Raw genomic sequence first — 16,956 nt, 5'->3', positions numbered from 1 at the left:
AGGCCCCGCCGACGTGAACGTACCTCTGTCCATCCTTGACCTGGCAACCATCGGCAAGAACGAAACCGTGGGCGAAAGCCTGGCCGGCAGCGTGTCCTTGGCGCAGCGGGCGGAGGAACTGGGCTACCGGCGGGTGTGGTACGCCGAACACCACAACATGGCGTCGATCGCGTCCTCGGCCACCAGCGTGCTGATTGCCCACGTGGCGGCGCACACCAAGAGCATCCGCCTGGGCGCCGGCGGCATCATGCTTCCGAACCATGCCCCGCTGACCATCGCCGAGCAGTTCGGCACCCTGGAGGCGCTCCATCCGGGCCGGATCGATCTTGGCCTGGGCCGCGCCCCGGGCAGCGACCAGAACACCTTGCGGGCGCTGCGTCGTGATCCGATGAGCGCCGAATCCTTCCCGCAAGACGTGCTGGAGTTGCAGGGTTACCTGACCGGACAGTCGCGCATCAAGGGCGTGGATGCGACACCGGGCAAGGGCACCAACGTGCCGCTGTATATCCTGGGCTCCTCGCTGTTCGGCGCGAAGCTGGCCGCGGCGCTGGGGCTGCCGTACTCGTTTGCCTCGCACTTCGCGCCCAATGCGCTGCAGGACGCCGTGTCCGTCTACCGCCGCGAGTTCCAGCCGTCGGAGCAGCTCGCCGAACCGTACGTGATCGCCGGTGTGAACGCCATCGCCGCGGACAGCAACGAGGAAGCGCAGGAGCAGTTCCAGGTTGTCCGGCGCAGCCGGGTCTCGCTGCTGTTCGGCCGCGACCGGACCTTTAGCGACGAGGAAGCGGATCTCATCCTGGACTCGCCGCAGGGCCAGCACGTGGAGCAGATGGTCAAGTACTCGGCCGTCGGGACGTCCGAGGCGGTGGCGGAGTACCTGGAAGGCTTCGCGAAGCACGCCGGCGCCGACGAGCTGATCGTGGCGTTCCAGGCGCCGACCGTCGCGCAGCGGCTGCGCGCGCTGGAGCTGACGGCCCAGGCCGCAGGGCTGGCGGCCTGAGCCGCCGTCGTCGGGGTTAGGTCTTGGCCGCGATGTAGTAGGCGTTGAACGGGTCCTGCTCGACGTCCTTGACGACCGTCCCGGAAAAGCCCGCATCCGCCAGCATGGACAGGGCGAGTTGTTGGCCCCAGGCTGTGCCGAGTCCCGCACCACCCTGGCCCAGCGAAACGCTCATGCAGTGCATCACCGAAATGGTGTAGAGGAAGCCCGCCCAGGGCAGCGACACGTTGTCCTCCACATTGCTGGAGGCCTTCATGTCCACCATCAGGAAGGTCCCGCCGGGCCGCAGGGCCGCGTGGACCTCGGCGAGCACGCGCGCCGGCTGGGCCTGGTCGTGGATGGCGTCGAAGGCGGTGACCAGGTCGAACCGTCCCGGTTCATTCAGCTCGGCGACGTCCCGGACCTCGAACGAGGCATTCTGCAGGCCCATGCGCGCCGCTTCCTGCCGTGCCCGGGCGATTCCCTCCGGCGAGAAGTCGTAGCCGGTGAACCGGCTGGCGGGAAACGCCTGCGCCATCAGGTTGATGGCGTGCCCGCTGCCGCAGCCGACGTCGGCCACGTCGATGCCACGGCGCAGGCGCCCCACGAGCCCGTCGGCCAGCGGCAGGATCTCCTCGATCAGCCCGGCGTCGAAAACCGCCGAGCTTTCCTCCGACATCAGCTGGTGGAAGCGCGGATAGTCGGCATAGGACAGCCCGCCCCCTTGGCGGAATGCGGCGACGACCCCTTCCTCCACGCCGCCGAGCAGCGGGATGTACTGAAGCAGCCGCGCCAGGTTGTCCGGGCCGGCGGCCCTCGTCAGCGAGGCGGCGTGTTCGGCCGGCAGCCGGTAAGTGCGGGCAACCGGGTCGTAGGCCACCACTTGCGACGCGGCCAGGCCGTTGAGCCATTCGCGCACGTAGCGCTCGTCCAGCTCCGCGGCGTCCGCGATCTGCTGGCTGGTGGCCGGCGGCAACGCCGCCAGGGTGTCGAACAATCCGGTCTGGTGACCGATGCTGGCCAGCATGGCCAGCGCGCCGTCGTTCAGGATGGTCAGGCAGCGCTGCACGAAGGCTTCGGCGGCCTCGGTGTCGAACTGCCCGGCAGTTTCCTGGATGGTGGTCATGGCTTCTCCCGTGGTCTGGAAGCAGGCACCTGTTGCCTGCTGAATCCCACGGTAGGGAGCCGGCGGCACCCGAAACATCGGGCAAGTTCTGTGGGTTCGGGCGGCGCGGATGGGGCAAAAGATGCAGGCGTCAGCGCCGGGTTAGGGGAGCGGTGATGCCGTGCTCGTGGGCCCACGCGGCGGCGGCGGTGCGGGACGAGACGCCGATCTTGAGGAAAATATTGGCCAGATGCCTGCCGACCGTTTTCTGGCTGATGAACAGTGCGGCTGCCGTTTCCTTGTTCGTGGCACCGCGGGCGATGCAGGCAAGTACCTCCGCTTCCCGCTCCGTCAGGCCGCCCGGGGACTTTTGGCCGTCCAGGCGGCGCACATCCGGCTCCGCCCCGAGCTCCCGGTAGATGGCCAGAGCCGTCGCCGCTTCCGACGCCGCGGTCTCCGGTTGGCCCAGCTCGCGGTGCACGGCCGCGAGCAGTTCGTACACCCGCGCGGTGTCGTGCCGGTGGTGCAGGGAACGATACCCCTGCAGCGCGGACCTCAGCACGGAGAGGGCCTGCGCGGCCTGGCCGCCGGAAAACAGCAGGACGCCGCGGGCATGCCGTGCCCAGGCCAGGAAACCGGGGCTGCCGAAGTCACCGGCCGATTGCTCCAGTTCCCGGCAGTATTCCTCGGCTTCCACCGTCAACTTCAGCTGCACGGCGAGTTCTACCGCGGGGAGCAGCATTTGCGCCCGGGTCAGCCGATCATTGGACTCCAGTGCTGCTGCCAGGCCGGCCCACGCCGCATCGACATGTCCGCGCGCGGCCAGCAATTTGGCCTCGCCGGGCTGTGGCTCAACACCCAAGTCGCGCGCCTTGGCGTAGGAGTCGCTGGCACCCTGCAGGTCGCCGCGCAGCCGGCGCAGCTCGCCGAGTTGGTAGTACCCTTCACCGGCGGCCCACACGTTTCGGTCCGCCAGTTCCAGGCTGCTTTGGGCGATCTCGCGTTCCACGCCGTCCCAATTGCCTTCTATGCTGCGGATCTGGAGCCGGTGGATGTGGCACACGCCGGAAAAGACCATGCCGCCCGCCAGTTGCTCGCACCAGCGCTCGGTGGCTTCGGTCCATGCCCGCATCCGCGGCAGGTCGGCCAGTTGGTAACAGGCGTGGAGTACCGTGCAATAGATGTCTCCCGCCCAGGTCGGGGGCACCTGCCCGGCGAGGACCGGGAGCATCGCCTCGTCCAAGGCCGCGAATCCCGAAGCGGTCCGCCCCGCCCGCAGATCGGCCAAACCTGCCAGGGTGAGGCTGAAGGAATGCAGCACGGGTGCGTTGAACCTGCGCCCCATCTGTTGCAGCTCATCGGCGGCGGCCAAGGCCGGCTCCGGGTCTTCGGCAAACAGCAGCGCGTTGACGGCGTCCAGATACAGCAGGTAACCGTGGACCGGGCTCTGCGGGGCATCCAGCAGCATGCGCCTGGCGCGGTTGATCCATCCGGACGCGATCATCAGGTCCCCGCGCAGCGTCCACAGCAGTCCCAGATCCAGGGCCTTCATGGCGGCGGCGAGTTTTTCGCCGTCGTTCTCGTAGCGGTGGAAGACTTCCTCGGAGTCCACTACCGATTCGCGGACATCCCCCACCCACCAGGCGGCATCGCCCAGCCGGGCCAGATCCTCCACGTCGAGCGGCGAGAGGCTGCGGGCCTGCTCAAATCCGTCGTAGGCTGGGCGCCATTCCCCGCGCGCGTAGGCATCGCGTGCAGTCGCCAGCAGTGTTTCGATTGGCTCCATAGCGCTCCTGCCTTTCAGGGTAGTCCTCCTGCAGCCGGCAGGGAACTGCGTAATCATTGCCATAATCGGCTTCGCCGCGGGGGGCTGCCGGTACAGTGGTGCCGAAACCGGACCACAGTTTCCGCAAGGAAATGTCCCCGAGAAGGAGCAAATATGAGTTCAGTCGCCGTTGCGCGTCAGGGTGTCCTGGCCGACGCCCTGGTCCCCAGCACCGCCTTGGCCAACACCGCGCTGGTTGTCGGCGGGGCGGGCCTGACCGCCGTGATGGCGCAGCTGGCCGTACCGCTGTGGCCGGTCCCGATCACGGGCCAGACCCTGGCCGTACTGCTGGTCGGCAGCACGCTGGGTCCGGTCCGCGGCATGCTGTCGATGGCACTGTACTGGGTCGCCGGCGTGGCCGGCATGCCGGTGTTCTCCGACGCATCCTCCGGCCTGGCCGCCGCCGTTGGCCCGACCGGCGGCTACCTGGTGGGCTTCATCGCCGCCGCGGGGCTGACCGGCTGGCTGGCCAAGCGCAACTGGGACAAGAAGTTCCTGGGCGCCACCGTCTCCTTCTTGGCGGGCACCGTGATCACCTTCGTCTTCGGCATGATCTGGCTGGCCATCTCCCTGGGCGCCGATCTGCAGCAGACGCTCGAGTGGGGCCTGTACCCGTTCATCATCGGCGGCATCGTGAAGTCGCTGATCGCGGCAGCGGCCATGCCGGCCGCGTGGAAGCTAGCGGCCCGCCTGCCCAAGGACTCTGCGCGCGCCTAAAGCGTTGGGCGGCGGGTCTTCGCGCCCGCTGCAGCCCTGACAACTTCACAGCGCGACGCCGGTGCCCGGGCGGGGTTTCTTCCTCGCCCCGGGCACCGGCGCCGTTCTCTGCGGGGCCGGTGAAACGGTGTCTTGGATTGGTTTCCCGACACCTGGTCCAACCAGCAGTTCAGTGACTTGAATTCCCCTGCGTGCTCGACATCTCCCTGGACTGGGACATCTATTCTCCTGCGCACTCGAGTGGTGAGAAGATGCAGCGAACAGGGCCGTTTCGCTGCAGCTTCCCGCCACTCGATGGTTGGGCATTGGGGGCAGGGGTTCGGGTCGTTAGCAACTCCCGCCTGGGATTTGAGTCGTCAGCATTTCGGTGGCAGAGGGTCGCGGGTTCAGGTTCCACCGTCGCAGCGCTGATCGCATAGGTTGGGATGGTGACGGCGCAGCAGGAAATCAGGGACTTTGTGGTGCGGCTGGGGGAGTTCGAGACGGGTCCAGCGAGCCGCAACTTCTTCTCGGCATCGGTGCCGGCGAACGCAGCGCGCCGGCACAACATCACCAGGTACTTGGATCAGATGCTGGAATGCCGCCCCAAGGTCCTGCTGGTCGGGGAGGCCCCCGGGTACCGCGGCATGACCGTGACCGGAGTCCCCTTCACTAACAAGGCACTGATTTCGGGGAGTGACCCGTTCGGCATGTTCGGCCCGGGCAACGGTTACGTCGTTCCGCCGGAGGTCTTGACCGTTCCGGCGGAGCCGACGGCAACGGTGATGTGGAACGTGTTGGCCGATCTGGACTTCCTGCCGTTGCTCTGGAGCGCGTACCCGTTCCACCCGCACCAGCCCGGACGGCCGCACTCCAACCGGACGCCCTCAAGCTCCGAAATCCAGGCGGGCTTGCCGCTCTGGCAGGAGTTGGCCCGCATTTTCGGCATCGACACGGTCGTAGCCGTGGGGAACATAGGCCACCGCAGCGTCGCGGCGGCCGGCCTCAACGTGCCGAAGGTTCGTCACCCGGCCCATGGTGGCAAGGAGTTGTTCCGCCGGGGGCTGCTGGAGTTGCTGGAGGCCGGAATCAACCACGAGGCGGCGACCTAGGCCAAGCTGCCAGCTTGACGCCGCCTCCGGCGCCAGGAGACACGGCGTCCGGGAAGCGAACCGGCCGGAGACCCGGGCTGGTGAAGGATGCGGCAGGGCCAGGGACGCAGGAAGGCGGCCAGGCGAGGGAGGCCGCACCGCCGAGGCGCGAACGGGCGCCCGGCCGGATTGCCGGGCGCCCGTTGCCGCGAGTACAGCGGGAACTACACCGCTTCGAGCACGCTGACGTAGTTGGCGATCGCCAGACCGCCCATGTTGTGCACGGCCGCACGCCGGGCGCCGGCCAACTGCATGTCGCCGGCCGTGCCGGACAGCTGCATGGCGGCCACCACGTGCTGCGAGACGCCGGTGGCGCCGACCGGGTGGCCCTTGGCCTTCAGCCCGCCGGACAGGTTCACCGGCAGCTTGCCGTCCCGGTACACCCAGCCTTCCTCGATGGCGCGGCGGCCCTCGCCGACCGGGGTCAGCCCCATGACCTCGTACATGATCAGCTCGGCGATGGTGAAGCAGTCGTGCACCTCCGCCAGGTCCAGGTCCTCCAGCCCCACCCCGGCCATGTCCAGGGCGCGCTGCCAGGCGGCGCGGCTGCCGGCGAAGGCGGTGGGATCGCGCTTTTCGGCCGGCATGAAGTCGTTTGCGTGGCCGAACCCTGCCAGCCGGACTGCGGCTGCCGCGGCACCGGAACGCGGCGACTCGGTGCTGAGGACCACGGCGGCGGCACCGTCCGAGACCGGAGAGCAATCCGTGCGGCGCAGCGGCTCTGCGACCACGGGGTTCTTGTCCGAGACGGTCTGGCAGAACTCCTCACCCAGATCCTTGCGCAGCTGTGCGTAGGGGTTGGCCACACCGTTGCGGTGGTTCTTCGCGGCAATCGAGCCGAGGACGTCGCCCACCTCGCCGTAGCGCTTCTGGTAGTGCTTGGCGGTCTCGGCAAAGAGGCCGGCAAATCCGGTGGAACTCGGCTTGCCGGCGGCCTCGTAGTCGGCACCCAGCAGGGCAGCGCCCACCACGTCGGCGCCGGCATGGGTCATCTTCTCGGCCCCGATCACCAGCACATTGTGCGCCGTGCCGGCCAGCAGCGACTTGGCACCCTGCTGCACGGCCGCCGAACCGGACGCGCAGGCGTTCTCCACGCGGGTGGCCGGCACGTTCGCCAGGTCGTCGGAGACCTGCAGCGCCAGCGAGGACGCAAAGCCCAGCGGCACCATGCCGGAGTTGAACTGGCCCAGGTAGATCTCGTCGATCTGCCCCGGCTCCAACCCGGCGTTGGCGATGGCCTCCCGGGCCACCCCGACAATCAGCGATTCCAGCGTCTCGTCGGCCAGCTTCCCGAAGGGGGAGTGCCCCCAGCCGGTCAGCAGGACGTCCCGGCCGAAATGTTGCTTCAGGCTCATCAGTGTGTTCCTTCCAGGGCTGTTTCCCGCGCGCCGGCCGGTTCGGCGGCGGCTTCGTCCAGTTCGGGGGCGACGGCGAAGTCCGGCTCGGTCTTCTCCCGCACCTCGGCCACGGTGACCCCCGGCGCCAGGCGGACCAGCCGCAGCGGGAGGGCACCGCCGTCGTCGTTAATGTCGAAGACGGCGAGATCCGTGATGATCCGGTTGACCACCTTCACCCCGGTCAGCGGCAGCGAGCATTCGTTGACGATCTTGGGCGTGCCGTCCTTGGCCACATGCTCGGTGAGGACCACCACACGCGGGGTGCCGGCGACCAGGTCCATGGCGCCGCCCATGCCCTTGACCATCTTCCCGGGGATGGTCCAGTTGGCCAGGTCGCCCGCGGCGGAGACCTGCATGGCGCCCAGGACGGCGGTCTTCACGTGGCCGCCTCGGATCATGCCGAAACTGGTGGCCGAGTCGAAGATGGAGCCGCCGGGCAGCACCGTCACGGTCTGCTTGCCGGCGTTGATCAGGTCGGCGTCCTCGTCGCCCTCGTACGGGAACGGGCCCATCCCCAGCAGGCCGTTTTCGCTCTGCAGCACCACCCGCACGCCGTGCGGCAGGTTGTTGGCCACCAGCGTGGGGATGCCGATGCCCAGGTTGACGTAGTCTCCGTCGTTCAGTTCGGCGGCTGCGATGGCCGCCATCTCGTCTCGTGTCCAAGCCATGATGTGCTCCTTCTGGTCAGAAATCTCAGGCGCCGACGACGGCGGGGCGGGGGCGGACGGTACGCTGCTCGATGTCCTTGGCGCGGTCCGAGGCCTGCACGAGGCGCTGGACGTACACGCCCGGGGTGACGATGTGGTTCGGGTCCAGCGCGCCCGGCTCCACGATCACCTCGGCCTCGGCGATGGTGACGCGGCCGGCGGTGGCCACCACCGGGTTGAAGTTGCGGGCGGTGTAGCGGTAGATCAGGTTGCCGTCGGTGTCGGCCGTGTGGGCGTGGACGAGGGCCAGGTCGGCTACGATCCCGCGCTCCTGCACGTAAAGCTCGCCGTCGAACTCCTCGTGCGGCTTGCCTTCGGCGATCACGGTGCCCACCCCGGTCTTGGTGTAGAAGGCCGCGATGCCCGCGCCGCCGGCACGGAGGCGCTCGGCCAGCGTGCCCTGCGGGTTGAACTCGACCTCCAGGGTGCCGGCCAGGAACTGCTGGGCGAACAGCTTGTTCTCGCCCACGTAGGAGGCCAGCACCTTGCGGACCTGCCCGGCCTCGATCAGCACGCCCAGGCCCTTGCCATCGATGCCCATGTTGTTGGAGACCACCGTCAGGTCCTTGACGCCGGAATCGCGCACCGCGTCAATCAGGTCCGCGGGGATGCCGGAGAGCCCGAATCCTCCCACCGCGATCGTCATCCCGTCATGCAGCACGCCGGCCAGCGCGGCGGCGGGTCCTGCCGTCAGTTTGGACATTGCTTCCTCCTCGTTGAGTGCCGTCCGCACCCACTCATCCTGACGCGGCGCGGAACTTGTCCATCTTGTGGACAGCTGTTATCCGGCAGACTAGTGGCGCGGCGGCGGAACCGTCAACGGGTGCCCGAGCGTCGCATTCACAGTGTGGACAGCGGCAGGTAGACTGTCCACATTGTGGATCGACCGGGTGACGGCGCCGACGCGGCGGCCCGCCGCCAGCCCGCTAGGCAGCAGCCCGCCAGCCCGCCAGGAGGAGAATTGCCAGACAAGCAGGTACAGGGTGCCCAAGTGGTCGGCCGGGTGGCCCGGCTGCTGCGGATCGTCGGCCGCGCCCCGGAGACCGGCGCGGCCCTGGCCGACATCGTCCGGGCCTCGGGCCTGACCCGGCCCACGGTCTACCGGCTGCTGAACTCCCTCGCCGCAGAAGGCCTGCTGGACCATCATGCGGAGACCGGCACCTGGCATCTGGGCCCGGAGCTTTATGTGCTCGGGTCGGTGGCCGCCGGCCGCTTTGCCATCGAGGAGCTGGCTCGGCCGCGCCTGCAGCGGTTGGCGGACGAGACCGGCGAGAGCGCCTTCCTGTCCATCCGGCGGGGCGACGAAACCGTCTGCCTGGTCCGGGTGGAAGGCAGCTTCCCGGTGCGCTCCTTTGTGCTGCACGAAGGCGTCCGTTTCCCGCTGGGCATCGCTTCCGCCGGGCTGGCCATCATGGCCTTTCTCGAGGATGCGGAGATCGACCGGCTGCTCGACGACGGCGGTGCCCGGGTCGAGCGCTTCGGCCCGGCGCATGCGCCGGACAAGATCCGCGCGAATCTGGCCGAGACCCGGGAGCGGGGCTATACCGTCAACCCGGGGCTGATCCTGGAGGGCAGTTGGGGGATGGGTGCGGCCGTTTTCGACCGGCACGGCCAGCCGGCCTGGGCGCTGTCGCTGACCGGCATCGAACAACGGTTCCGGCCCGACCGGCAGGAGTTCCTCGGCAAGCTGCTTCTGGAAGAGGCGCACATCCTCACGCAGCAGTTGCGTGAACAGCCGCAGGTCCGCCGCTAGGCTCGAGGCAGCCGGGCACTTCGGCCAGCACCAGAGCACAGGGCACCAGAGCACAGTAGGAGCAACGATGGCCGGGCACCACCCGCTGCGCACCGCCGTGATCGGCTACGGACTCTCCGGGCGGGTCTTCCACGCGCCGTTGCTGGAGGCCGCGGGCGGGTACTCGCTGGACGCGATCGTCACGGCCAATCCCGAGCGGGCCGCACAGGCGGCGGCGCGGCACCCGCGCGCCCGGATCGTGGCAACGGCGGAAGAACTCTTCGCGGCGCCGGAGCCGCTTGACCTCGTGGTGGTGGCCACGCCGCCGGCCAGCCACTACGCGCTCGCCGACGCCGCGATTGACCGCGGCCTGCACGTGGTGGTGGACAAGCCCTTCGTCCCCGCATCCGCCCAGGGCGAAGTCCTGCTGGCCAAGGCCGGGCGGGCCGGCGTGGTGCTCTCCGTCTTCCACAACCGCCGCTGGGATTCGGATTTCCTGACCCTGAAGCAGCTGATCGGCGACGGCGAACTCGGCCGGGTGCACACCTTCGAGTCCCGCTTTGAGCGCTGGAAGCCGGAGGGCCTGCGGGCCTGGAAAGCGACGGCCGGTGTCACCGGGGGCGGCGGCATCCTCTTCGACCTCGGTGTCCACCTGATCGACCAGGCGCTCACGCTCTTCGGGCCGGCCGCCACGGTCTACGGCGAGACCGCCCGCCACACCACCCGCCATACCGACCCCGCAGCCTCCGCCGCCGACGAGGACGCCTTCGTCTCCCTGCTGCACGAATCGGGGGTGCGCTCGCGGTTGTCGATGAACCTCATCTCCGCGCTGCCCGCGCCGCGGTTCCATGTGCTCGGCTCGGCCGCCGCCTTCACCTCCTGGGGGCTGGACAGCCAGGAGGCCGCGCTGGCGGCGGGCGCGGTTCCCGGGGCAGCCGGATACGGCGAGGAGTCCGAAGAGCGCTGGGGAACCCTCGGCAGGCCGAGCCATACCCGCAGGGTTCGCCCCGTCGCCGGCGCTTACCCGGAGTACTACCGGCAGCTGGCTGCGGCCATCCACGAGGGCGCCCCGGTTCCCGTCGAGCCCGCGGATGCCGTGGCGGCCATCCGCATCATCGAGGAGATCCACCGGCAGAACCGGGCGTAGGGCGGCCAGCGGCGCTCACACAAGATGCCCCCAGAAACGGGGCGGGGCCGCCGGCGGCGCTCACAGAAGAAGCCCAAAAGCGGAGCGGTGGCCCCAGTCGCAGCTTCCGTCCCGCCGCGGCTTCCGTCCTGCCGCAGCTTCCGTCCCGCCGCGGCTTCCGCCCAGCCGCGGGTGTTCGCTGATCAGCCGTCGTCCTGCGGCAGGCGCGATACCGGGGCCGCGTGCGGAATGTGCCAGCCGAAGTGCAGGGAGACCACGCGGAGCCCGAACACCACGGCGGCCACGCCCACCGCGGCCAGCGTTCCGTAGACCCCGGCAAACCACAGCACCACCACCAAGGCCGAACCCAACATGGCCGGCACGGCATACAGATCGTCCGGGCTGAACAATTGGGGCACCCGGTTGGCCACGACGTCGCGCAGTATTCCGCCGCCCACGGCAGTCGTCAGGCCCAGCAGCGCCGAGGCGACAGGGTTCATGCCGAGGCTCAGGGCCTTGACCGTCCCGGTGATGCAGAACAGTGCCAGCCCGCCGGCGTCGAAGATCAGCAGCGGACGCTGGAACCGTTCCACGCTGCGAAACAGGAAGAAGACCACCAGGGCGGCCAGGATCGGCGGGACGAAATACAGCGGATTATTGAAAGCGCTGGGGACGGTGCCCAGGATCAAATCGCGGATGACTCCGCCGCCCAGGCCTGCCAGCGAACCCAGGAACAGCGAGCCGATAATGTCGAACTTCCGCCGGGCCGCCAGGATGCAGCCGGACATGGCGAAAAAGAAGGTGCCGAAGAGGTCCAGTATCAACGCGAACGTCATGTCTGCCATCCAATCACCGCCAGGCCTTGCTCCCGGCACGGCCCCGCCGCACAGGCAACACAGGGACCCACGTCAACAGCGTCGATTCTGCCACAGGTCCCGCCGGCGAATTCGGGATCAGCCCCTGCCGGTACGGCTGCTAGGACCCGGCTGCGGCCCGGGTCCTAGCCCAGCAGCAGGGCGACCAGCAGGACCGCGGGCAGGGAGAGCAAGGAGCTCAGGAAGATGATGTCCCGCACCAGCGTGGACTGCATGCGGAACTGGCTGGTGAACAGGAAGACGTTCTGCGCCGTCGGCAAGGCCGCCATGACCACCACGCCCAGCAGCGGGATGCCGCCGACATTGAACACGAAGTGCGCCACCGCCCACGCGATGGCCGGCATCAGGGCCAGCTTGACCACGGATCCCAGCGCGACGTCGGCCCGCAGGGCGCGTTGAGTCAGCGGCTTTTGCCCGTGCAGGCTCATGCCGAACAGCATCAGCAGCAGCGGAATGGACGCGTTGCCGAGCATTTCCACCGGCGTCCAGAGCACATCCGGCAGGCGCAGCCCGGTCACGGAGATGAGCGCGCCGACGGCGGTGGCGACGGTGACCGGATTAAGGATGGACTTCACCACGGTGCGCCACAGCGGGACGGCCGCGGGAGCACCGCCGTCGTCCGGTGAGGGTTTTCCCGCCGCAGCCTTCCGCTGGCACCAGGCGAAGACGGTCAGGTACACGGGCGCGATGACCAGCAGCTGGGCCAGCAGCACCGAAACGACCGGGTCGGCGCTGCCCACGGCGTAGAGGGCGATCGGCACCCCGATGTTCCCCGCATTGACATAGGTGGAGGCCATGGCGCCGCCGGCCGTCTGCGCTGCCGGGCGGCGCAGGACGAAGCGGCTGAACAGCGCATAGACCAATCCCGCGAGGGCGGCGGTAATCAGCGCGATCGGCGTGAAGACGCCGACGACCGACGCGAGATCCGCCTCGGACAGCAGCACCAGCATCAGCGCCGGGTTGGTGATGTAGTAAATCACCGGGGTCAGTCCGCGCTGCATCTCCGGCGCCCTCTGCGGGACGATGGCTGCGGCGGCAAAGCCGACGGCAACGATCACCAGCACCACGCCGAAGCCGAGCAGCACACCTTCCACGGGACCTCCAGAAGTCACGGCTCTGCCCGGCCGGCTCAAGACGGCCGGCCGGGCAGAGGCCAAACGGCGGGACAGAAAGACCGCCCGCCCCGCAGGGTGCGGAGCGGGCGGCGGGTACTAGCGGACCAGGCAGGGGCGCTTGGGATCGAACTCCCAGCCGGGCACCAGGTACTGCATGGAGACGGCATCGTCGCGTGCGCCGAGGCCGTGTTCCAGGTACAGGGCGTTGGCCTCGGCCAGGCGCTCGCGGTCCAGTTCGACCCCGAGTCCGGGGGCCTGCGGCACCTTGACCTCGCCGTCGCGGATCAACAGCGGTTCCTTGGTCAGGCCCTGGCCGTCCTGCCAGATCCAGTGCGTGTCCAGGGCGGTGATCTCGCCAGGCGCCGCCGCGCCGACCTGCGTGAACATGGCCAGCGAGATGTCGAAGTGGTTGTTCGAGTGCGAGCCCCAGGTCAGCCCGAACTCGTTGCACAGCTGCGCCACGCGGACGGAACCGGCCATGGTCCAGAAGTGCGGATCGGCGAGCGGAATGTCGACGGCGTTGGTACGGACCGCATGCGCCATCTCGCGCCAGTCGGTGGCGATCATGTTGGTGGCGGTCTGCAGGCCGGTGGCTCGGCGGAACTCGGCCATGACCTCGCGGCCCGAGAACTTGCCTTCGGCGCCGCAGGGGTCCTCGGCATACGCCACCACGCCCCGCATCCGCCCGCCCAGCCGGATGGCGTCCTGCAGCAGCCAGCCGCCGTTCGGATCCAGGGTGATGCGGGCGTCCGGGAAGCGGTCCTTGAGCGCGGTGACCGCGTCGACTTCCAGATCGCCGGCCTGCACCCCGCCCTTGAGCTTGAAGTCCTGGAAGCCGTAGCGGGCCTGCGCGGCTTCGGCCAGGCGGACCACGGCCTCCGGGGTCATGGCCTCTTCACGGCGCACCCGCTCCCAGTCGTCCGCCCCGTTGGGCTCGCGCAGGTACGGCAGGTCCGTGGCGTCCGGGTTGCCCACGTAGAAGAGGTAGCCGAGCATCGGCACCGCGTCACGCTGCTGGCCGTCGCCCAGGAGTTCGGCCACGGGAACGCCCAGGAACTGGCCGTGCAGGTCCAGCAGCGCCGACTCGATCGCGGTCACGGCATGCACCGTGGTGCGCAGGTCGAAGGTCTGCAGCCCGCGGCCGCCTGCGTCGCGGTCGGCGAACGCGGCGGCAATCTCACGCAGCAGGCTGCGGAAGCGTGCCACCGGGCGGGCGGTGACCATGGCGCCGGCGTCTTCGATGGTGGCGCGGATTTTCTCCCCGCCGGGGACCTCGCCCAGGCCGGTGCGGCCGTCGGAGTCGGTCACGATGACCACGTTGCGGGTGAAGAACGGTCCGTGTGCGCCGGAGAGGTTCAGCAGCATCGAGTCGTGTCCGGCGACCGGGACCACCTCGACGGCGGCAATGGTGGGTTGGTTGCTCATGCCTGTCCTCCGGCGAGTTCCAGGGTGCCGTCGATCCGGCGGGTGAGCCGCCACGGGTTGTCCTGCTGCACCGGTGCCGGCAGCAGGGCATCCGGAATGTTCTGGTAGGCCACCGGGCGGAGGAACCGCTCGATCGCCAGGGTGCCCACCGACGTCGTGCGGGTATCGGAGGTGGCCGGGAAGGGGCCGCCGTGGACCATCGCATGCCCGACCTCGACGCCGGTCGGCCAGCCGTTGGCCAGGATGCGGCCGGCCTTGCGTTCCAGGACGGGCAGCAGCGGGGCCACGGTGGCGTGGTCCTCGTCGGTCATGTGCAGCGTGGCGGTCAGCTGCCCCTCGAGCCGCCTGGCGGAGGTCACCAGGTCCTGGCTGGAGGTGTAGCGGACCATCAGCGAGGCCGCGCCGAAAATTTCCTCGTGCAGCACGTCATTGGCCAAGAAGGTGGGGACGTCGGTGCCGAAGACCGCCGGCGCGGGAGCGTTCTGCGTGGCGCCTTCCTGGCCTCGGGCCACGAGTTCCACGCCGTCCTGCCGGCCGAGGGAGTCGACGCCGGCAACCCAGGAATCGGCGATTCCGCGGGTCAGCATGGTCTGTCCGGCGGCCGGGGCCAGGGCGCGGCTCACGGCGGCCGCGAACGCGTCCCCGGCGTCACCGGCGGGCACGAAGGCAAGCCCGGGAGCGGTGCAGAGCTGCCCGCTGGAACCGGTGACCGAGCCGACGTAGGCGGCGGCAAGGGCATCGAGGTCTCCCTTGAGCGCGCCGTCGAAGAAGAATACGGGGTTGATGGAGCTCATTTCGGCGTAGACCGGGATAGGTTCCGGCCGTGCCGCGGCAGTGGCCACCAGGGCCGTGCCGCCGGAGCGAGACCCGGTGAAGCCGACGGCCTTGATGACCGGATCGGCGACCAGGGCCTGCCCGATCTTGGCGCCGGGGCCGTAGACCAGCGAGAACACGCCGGGGTGCAGGCCGCAGTCGGCCACGGCGTCGGCGATGGCGCGGCCGACTATCTCGCTGGTGCCGGGGTGGGCGTTGTGGGCCTTGAACACCACGGGGCAGCCCGCGGCCAGGGCGGAGGCGGTGTCTCCGCCGGCGGTGGAGAAGGCCAGCGGGAAGTTGCTGGCACCGAAGACGGCGACCGGGCCCAGCGGAACCTTGCGCTGGCGGATGTCGGCCCGGGGCATCGGCTGGCGGTCCGGTTGGGCCGGATCGATGCGGACGCCGCGGTGGTCGCCCTGGCGCACTACCGCGGCGAACAGGCGGAGCTGGCCGGTGGTGCGGCCGCGTTCACCGTTCAGCCGCGCGGCGGGGAGGCCGGTTTCGGCCATCGCGCGTTCTACCAGCTCTTCCCCGGCCGCTTCGATGTTGTCGGCAATCTTCTCCAGGAAAGCAGCGTGCGTTTCCGGATCCAGTGTGCTGAAGGAGTCGAAGGCTTCCTCGGCGGCGGCGGTGGCCGTCAGCAGCTGGGCTGCGTCGATGAGGCTGTAGGCCGGTTCGAGGCCCTCGTTGGTGGCAGGATCGAAACCGTTTACCGTGCCGCCGGTGCCTGTTACGGCTTCGCCGGCGATGATCGAGTGGCCTGTCAGGGTTGTCTGCGTGCTGGGCATCGGATGCTCCTTCTTTACTGCTTCTGCGGATGGTCGGCTGTGGCTGAGGGCCCGAAAGCGGCCGCCCGTCTCGGGCGGCCGCTTCGGGCCAAGAGAGCCGCCCGGGGTCCCCGTGCTGAGCGAAGCGAAGCCGGGGCAGGCGGCGAACGCTAGGCGTTCTGCCGGACGGTGTCTGCCGGGCGGATGCCGGCGGCCTCGACGAGGGCTGACAGGTCGGCGATGTCCTTCTCGGTCAGGTCCTGCAGCGGCGGGCGGACGAAGCCTGCGTCGCGGCCGACGGCCTTCAGGCCGCCCTTGACGATGGAAACACCGTATCCCTTAACCCGGTCGCGGATATCCAGGTAGGGGAGCACGAAGCGGTTGAGCTTCTCGGTCACGGCATCACGGTCCTGGTTGCGGACGTCGCGGTAGAAGTCCAGGGCGAACTCCGGCACGAAGTTGTACATGGCGGAGGAATACGTGCTCATGCCCAGCTGCAGCAGCGGCAGCGCAAAGGTCTCCGCCGTCGGCAGGCCGCCGAGGTAGAACAGTCGGTCGCCGTTCTTGGCGTAGACCTTGGTGAGGTGCTCGATGTCGCCCAGGGCGTCCTTGAAGCCGATGAAGTTTGCGTGCCGGTCGGCCAGTGCGGCCACGGTGTCCGCGGCGTAGATGGCGTTGGCCCGGTTGTAGACGATGACGCCGATGTTGGTGGTGGAGCACACCGCCGAAACGTGTGCCAGCAGGCCGGCCTGGTCGCATTCGGTCAGGTACGGCGGCAGCAGCAGCAGGCCTTCGGCACCCGCTGCTTCGGCGTCCTTGGCGTTCTGGATGGCCTGGGCCGTGGAGCCGCCGGCGGAGGCAAGCACGGGAACCCGGCTGCCGGCTTCCTCGACGGCCATCCGGACCACGCGGGCGGACTCGGCCGGAGTCAGGCTGAAGCCTTCGCCGGTGCCGCCGGCCGCAAACAGGCCGGCAACGTCGAAGCTGGACTGCCAGTCCAGGTGGTTGCGGTAGGCGGCTTCGTCGATGTTCAACTCCGCATCAAATGCCGTCACCGGGAAGGACAGCAGCCCGTCCTTGAGCTTGTCTGCGAGTTCATGGGGCGTGTACTGGGCCACGTGCATCTTCCTTTGCGATGGTGCCGCTGGCGGCGGGTTGAATGCGTTGGCTCCACCCTAGGAAGGCATTGCGATGCCTGTCCAAGCCCTATTTTGTATGGATTGATGCCTGAAGAGTATTG

The 16,956-nt window shown here is 69.1% G+C and carries 15 protein-coding genes; 5 read left to right on the top strand and 10 right to left on the bottom strand.

The features are described 5' to 3' along the window. Positions 1-13 precede the first annotated feature (13 nt). On the top strand, positions 14-1,000 hold the full coding sequence (locus tag AC5RVZ_RS07380) for an LLM class flavin-dependent oxidoreductase (protein WP_494065122.1): 987 nt from the start codon (positions 14-16) through the stop codon (positions 998-1,000). 16 nt (positions 1,001-1,016) lie between these two features. Here the strand turns inward: AC5RVZ_RS07380 and AC5RVZ_RS07375 are convergent, their stop codons facing one another. Together AC5RVZ_RS07375 and AC5RVZ_RS07370 are read right to left on the bottom strand one after the other, a co-directional pair. Then, the gene (locus AC5RVZ_RS07375) at positions 1,017-2,105 is read right to left on the bottom strand and encodes a class I SAM-dependent methyltransferase (protein WP_494065121.1); all 1,089 of its coding nucleotides are present in this window, start codon (positions 2,103-2,105) and stop codon (positions 1,017-1,019) included. A gap of 130 nt (positions 2,106-2,235) precedes the next feature. Continuing rightward, positions 2,236-3,870 (bottom strand): LuxR C-terminal-related transcriptional regulator, encoded by a 1,635-nt coding sequence (locus AC5RVZ_RS07370; RefSeq protein ID WP_494065120.1) that lies wholly within the window; start codon positions 3,868-3,870, stop codon positions 2,236-2,238. Between the two features lie 153 nt (positions 3,871-4,023). On the opposite strand from AC5RVZ_RS07370, the gene AC5RVZ_RS07365 reads away from it, so the two are divergent. Both AC5RVZ_RS07365 and AC5RVZ_RS07360 read left to right on the top strand, forming a co-directional pair. Beyond that, positions 4,024-4,626, top strand: a complete 603-nt coding sequence (locus AC5RVZ_RS07365) for a biotin transporter BioY (protein ID WP_494065119.1) — start codon at positions 4,024-4,026, stop codon at positions 4,624-4,626. 428 nt (positions 4,627-5,054) lie between these two features. Next, entirely contained in the window at positions 5,055-5,717 is a 663-nt protein-coding gene (locus AC5RVZ_RS07360; protein ID WP_494065118.1) for a uracil-DNA glycosylase, read from the top strand. A gap of 203 nt (positions 5,718-5,920) precedes the next feature. Here AC5RVZ_RS07360 and AC5RVZ_RS07355 read toward each other — a convergent pair whose 3' ends face one another. Genes AC5RVZ_RS07355 through AC5RVZ_RS07345 form a run of 3 tightly spaced genes read right to left on the bottom strand, consistent with a single transcriptional unit; the run spans position 5,921 to position 8,563 of the window. Then, complete coding sequence (locus AC5RVZ_RS07355) at positions 5,921-7,111, bottom strand: acetyl-CoA acetyltransferase (RefSeq protein WP_494065117.1); 1,191 nt, start codon at positions 7,109-7,111, stop codon at positions 5,921-5,923. Next, positions 7,111-7,821, bottom strand: coding sequence for a CoA transferase subunit B (locus tag AC5RVZ_RS07350; RefSeq protein WP_494065116.1), 711 nt, complete (start codon positions 7,819-7,821; stop codon positions 7,111-7,113). The genes AC5RVZ_RS07355 and AC5RVZ_RS07350 overlap by 1 nt, the downstream gene beginning before the upstream one ends. Before the next feature lie 25 nt (positions 7,822-7,846). Continuing rightward, positions 7,847-8,563 (bottom strand): CoA transferase subunit A, encoded by a 717-nt coding sequence (locus AC5RVZ_RS07345; RefSeq protein ID WP_494065115.1) that lies wholly within the window; start codon positions 8,561-8,563, stop codon positions 7,847-7,849. A 288-nt stretch (positions 8,564-8,851) separates the two neighbouring features. Here AC5RVZ_RS07345 and AC5RVZ_RS07340 point away from each other — a divergent pair, with 288 nt between their 5' ends. Continuing rightward, a complete protein-coding gene (locus AC5RVZ_RS07340) occupies positions 8,852-9,613 on the top strand; it encodes an IclR family transcriptional regulator (protein WP_494065114.1) in 762 nt (253 codons plus the stop codon). A 67-nt stretch (positions 9,614-9,680) separates the two neighbouring features. Further along, positions 9,681-10,739, top strand: coding sequence for a Gfo/Idh/MocA family protein (locus AC5RVZ_RS07335; protein ID WP_494065113.1), 1,059 nt, complete (start codon positions 9,681-9,683; stop codon positions 10,737-10,739). A 182-nt stretch (positions 10,740-10,921) separates the two neighbouring features. Here the strand turns inward: AC5RVZ_RS07335 and AC5RVZ_RS07330 are convergent, their stop codons facing one another. The 5 genes from AC5RVZ_RS07330 to kdgD form a co-directional block, all read right to left on the bottom strand. Next, positions 10,922-11,554: a trimeric intracellular cation channel family protein gene (locus AC5RVZ_RS07330; protein ID WP_494065112.1), complete on the bottom strand. Its 633-nt coding sequence runs from the start codon at positions 11,552-11,554 to the stop codon at positions 10,922-10,924. A gap of 164 nt (positions 11,555-11,718) precedes the next feature. After that, on the bottom strand, positions 11,719-12,687 hold the full coding sequence (locus AC5RVZ_RS07325; RefSeq protein WP_494065111.1) for an AEC family transporter: 969 nt from the start codon (positions 12,685-12,687) through the stop codon (positions 11,719-11,721). 117 nt (positions 12,688-12,804) lie between these two features. Beyond that, positions 12,805-14,133, bottom strand: a complete 1,329-nt coding sequence (locus AC5RVZ_RS07320; RefSeq protein WP_494065110.1) for an enolase C-terminal domain-like protein — start codon at positions 14,131-14,133, stop codon at positions 12,805-12,807. Then, complete coding sequence (locus tag AC5RVZ_RS07315; protein ID WP_494065109.1) at positions 14,130-15,737, bottom strand: aldehyde dehydrogenase (NADP(+)); 1,608 nt, start codon at positions 15,735-15,737, stop codon at positions 14,130-14,132. Before AC5RVZ_RS07315 ends, AC5RVZ_RS07320 begins: the two co-directional genes overlap by 4 nt. A 149-nt stretch (positions 15,738-15,886) precedes the next feature. Further along, positions 15,887-16,834, bottom strand: a complete 948-nt coding sequence (kdgD, locus tag AC5RVZ_RS07310) for a 5-dehydro-4-deoxyglucarate dehydratase (RefSeq protein WP_494065108.1) — start codon at positions 16,832-16,834, stop codon at positions 15,887-15,889. Positions 16,835-16,956 lie beyond the last annotated feature (122 nt).

This window comes from Arthrobacter sp. Cza30, from assembly GCF_059090765.1.
The sequence above is the reverse complement of the archived record's forward strand: the minus strand, read 5'-3'. Positions and strand labels throughout refer to the sequence as shown.

Excerpts from the sequence above, each read along its gene's own strand:
- AC5RVZ_RS07315 (WP_494065109.1), bottom strand. The coding sequence starts at position 15,737 with ATGCCCAGCACGCAGACAACCCTGACAGGCCACTCGATCATCGCCGGC.
- AC5RVZ_RS07365 (WP_494065119.1), top strand. The coding sequence starts at position 4,024 with ATGAGTTCAGTCGCCGTTGCGCGTCAGGGTGTCCTGGCCGACGCCCTG.
- AC5RVZ_RS07355 (WP_494065117.1), bottom strand. The coding sequence starts at position 7,111 with ATGAGCCTGAAGCAACATTTCGGCCGGGACGTCCTGCTGACCGGCTGG.
- AC5RVZ_RS07345 (WP_494065115.1), bottom strand. The coding sequence starts at position 8,563 with ATGTCCAAACTGACGGCAGGACCCGCCGCCGCGCTGGCCGGCGTGCTG.
- AC5RVZ_RS07330 (WP_494065112.1), bottom strand. The coding sequence starts at position 11,554 with ATGACGTTCGCGTTGATACTGGACCTCTTCGGCACCTTCTTTTTCGCC.
- AC5RVZ_RS07350 (WP_494065116.1), bottom strand. The coding sequence starts at position 7,821 with ATGGCTTGGACACGAGACGAGATGGCGGCCATCGCAGCCGCCGAACTG.
- AC5RVZ_RS07335 (WP_494065113.1), top strand. The coding sequence starts at position 9,681 with ATGGCCGGGCACCACCCGCTGCGCACCGCCGTGATCGGCTACGGACTC.
- AC5RVZ_RS07375 (WP_494065121.1), bottom strand. The coding sequence starts at position 2,105 with ATGACCACCATCCAGGAAACTGCCGGGCAGTTCGACACCGAGGCCGCC.
- AC5RVZ_RS07320 (WP_494065110.1), bottom strand. The coding sequence starts at position 14,133 with ATGAGCAACCAACCCACCATTGCCGCCGTCGAGGTGGTCCCGGTCGCC.
- AC5RVZ_RS07370 (WP_494065120.1), bottom strand. The coding sequence starts at position 3,870 with ATGGAGCCAATCGAAACACTGCTGGCGACTGCACGCGATGCCTACGCG.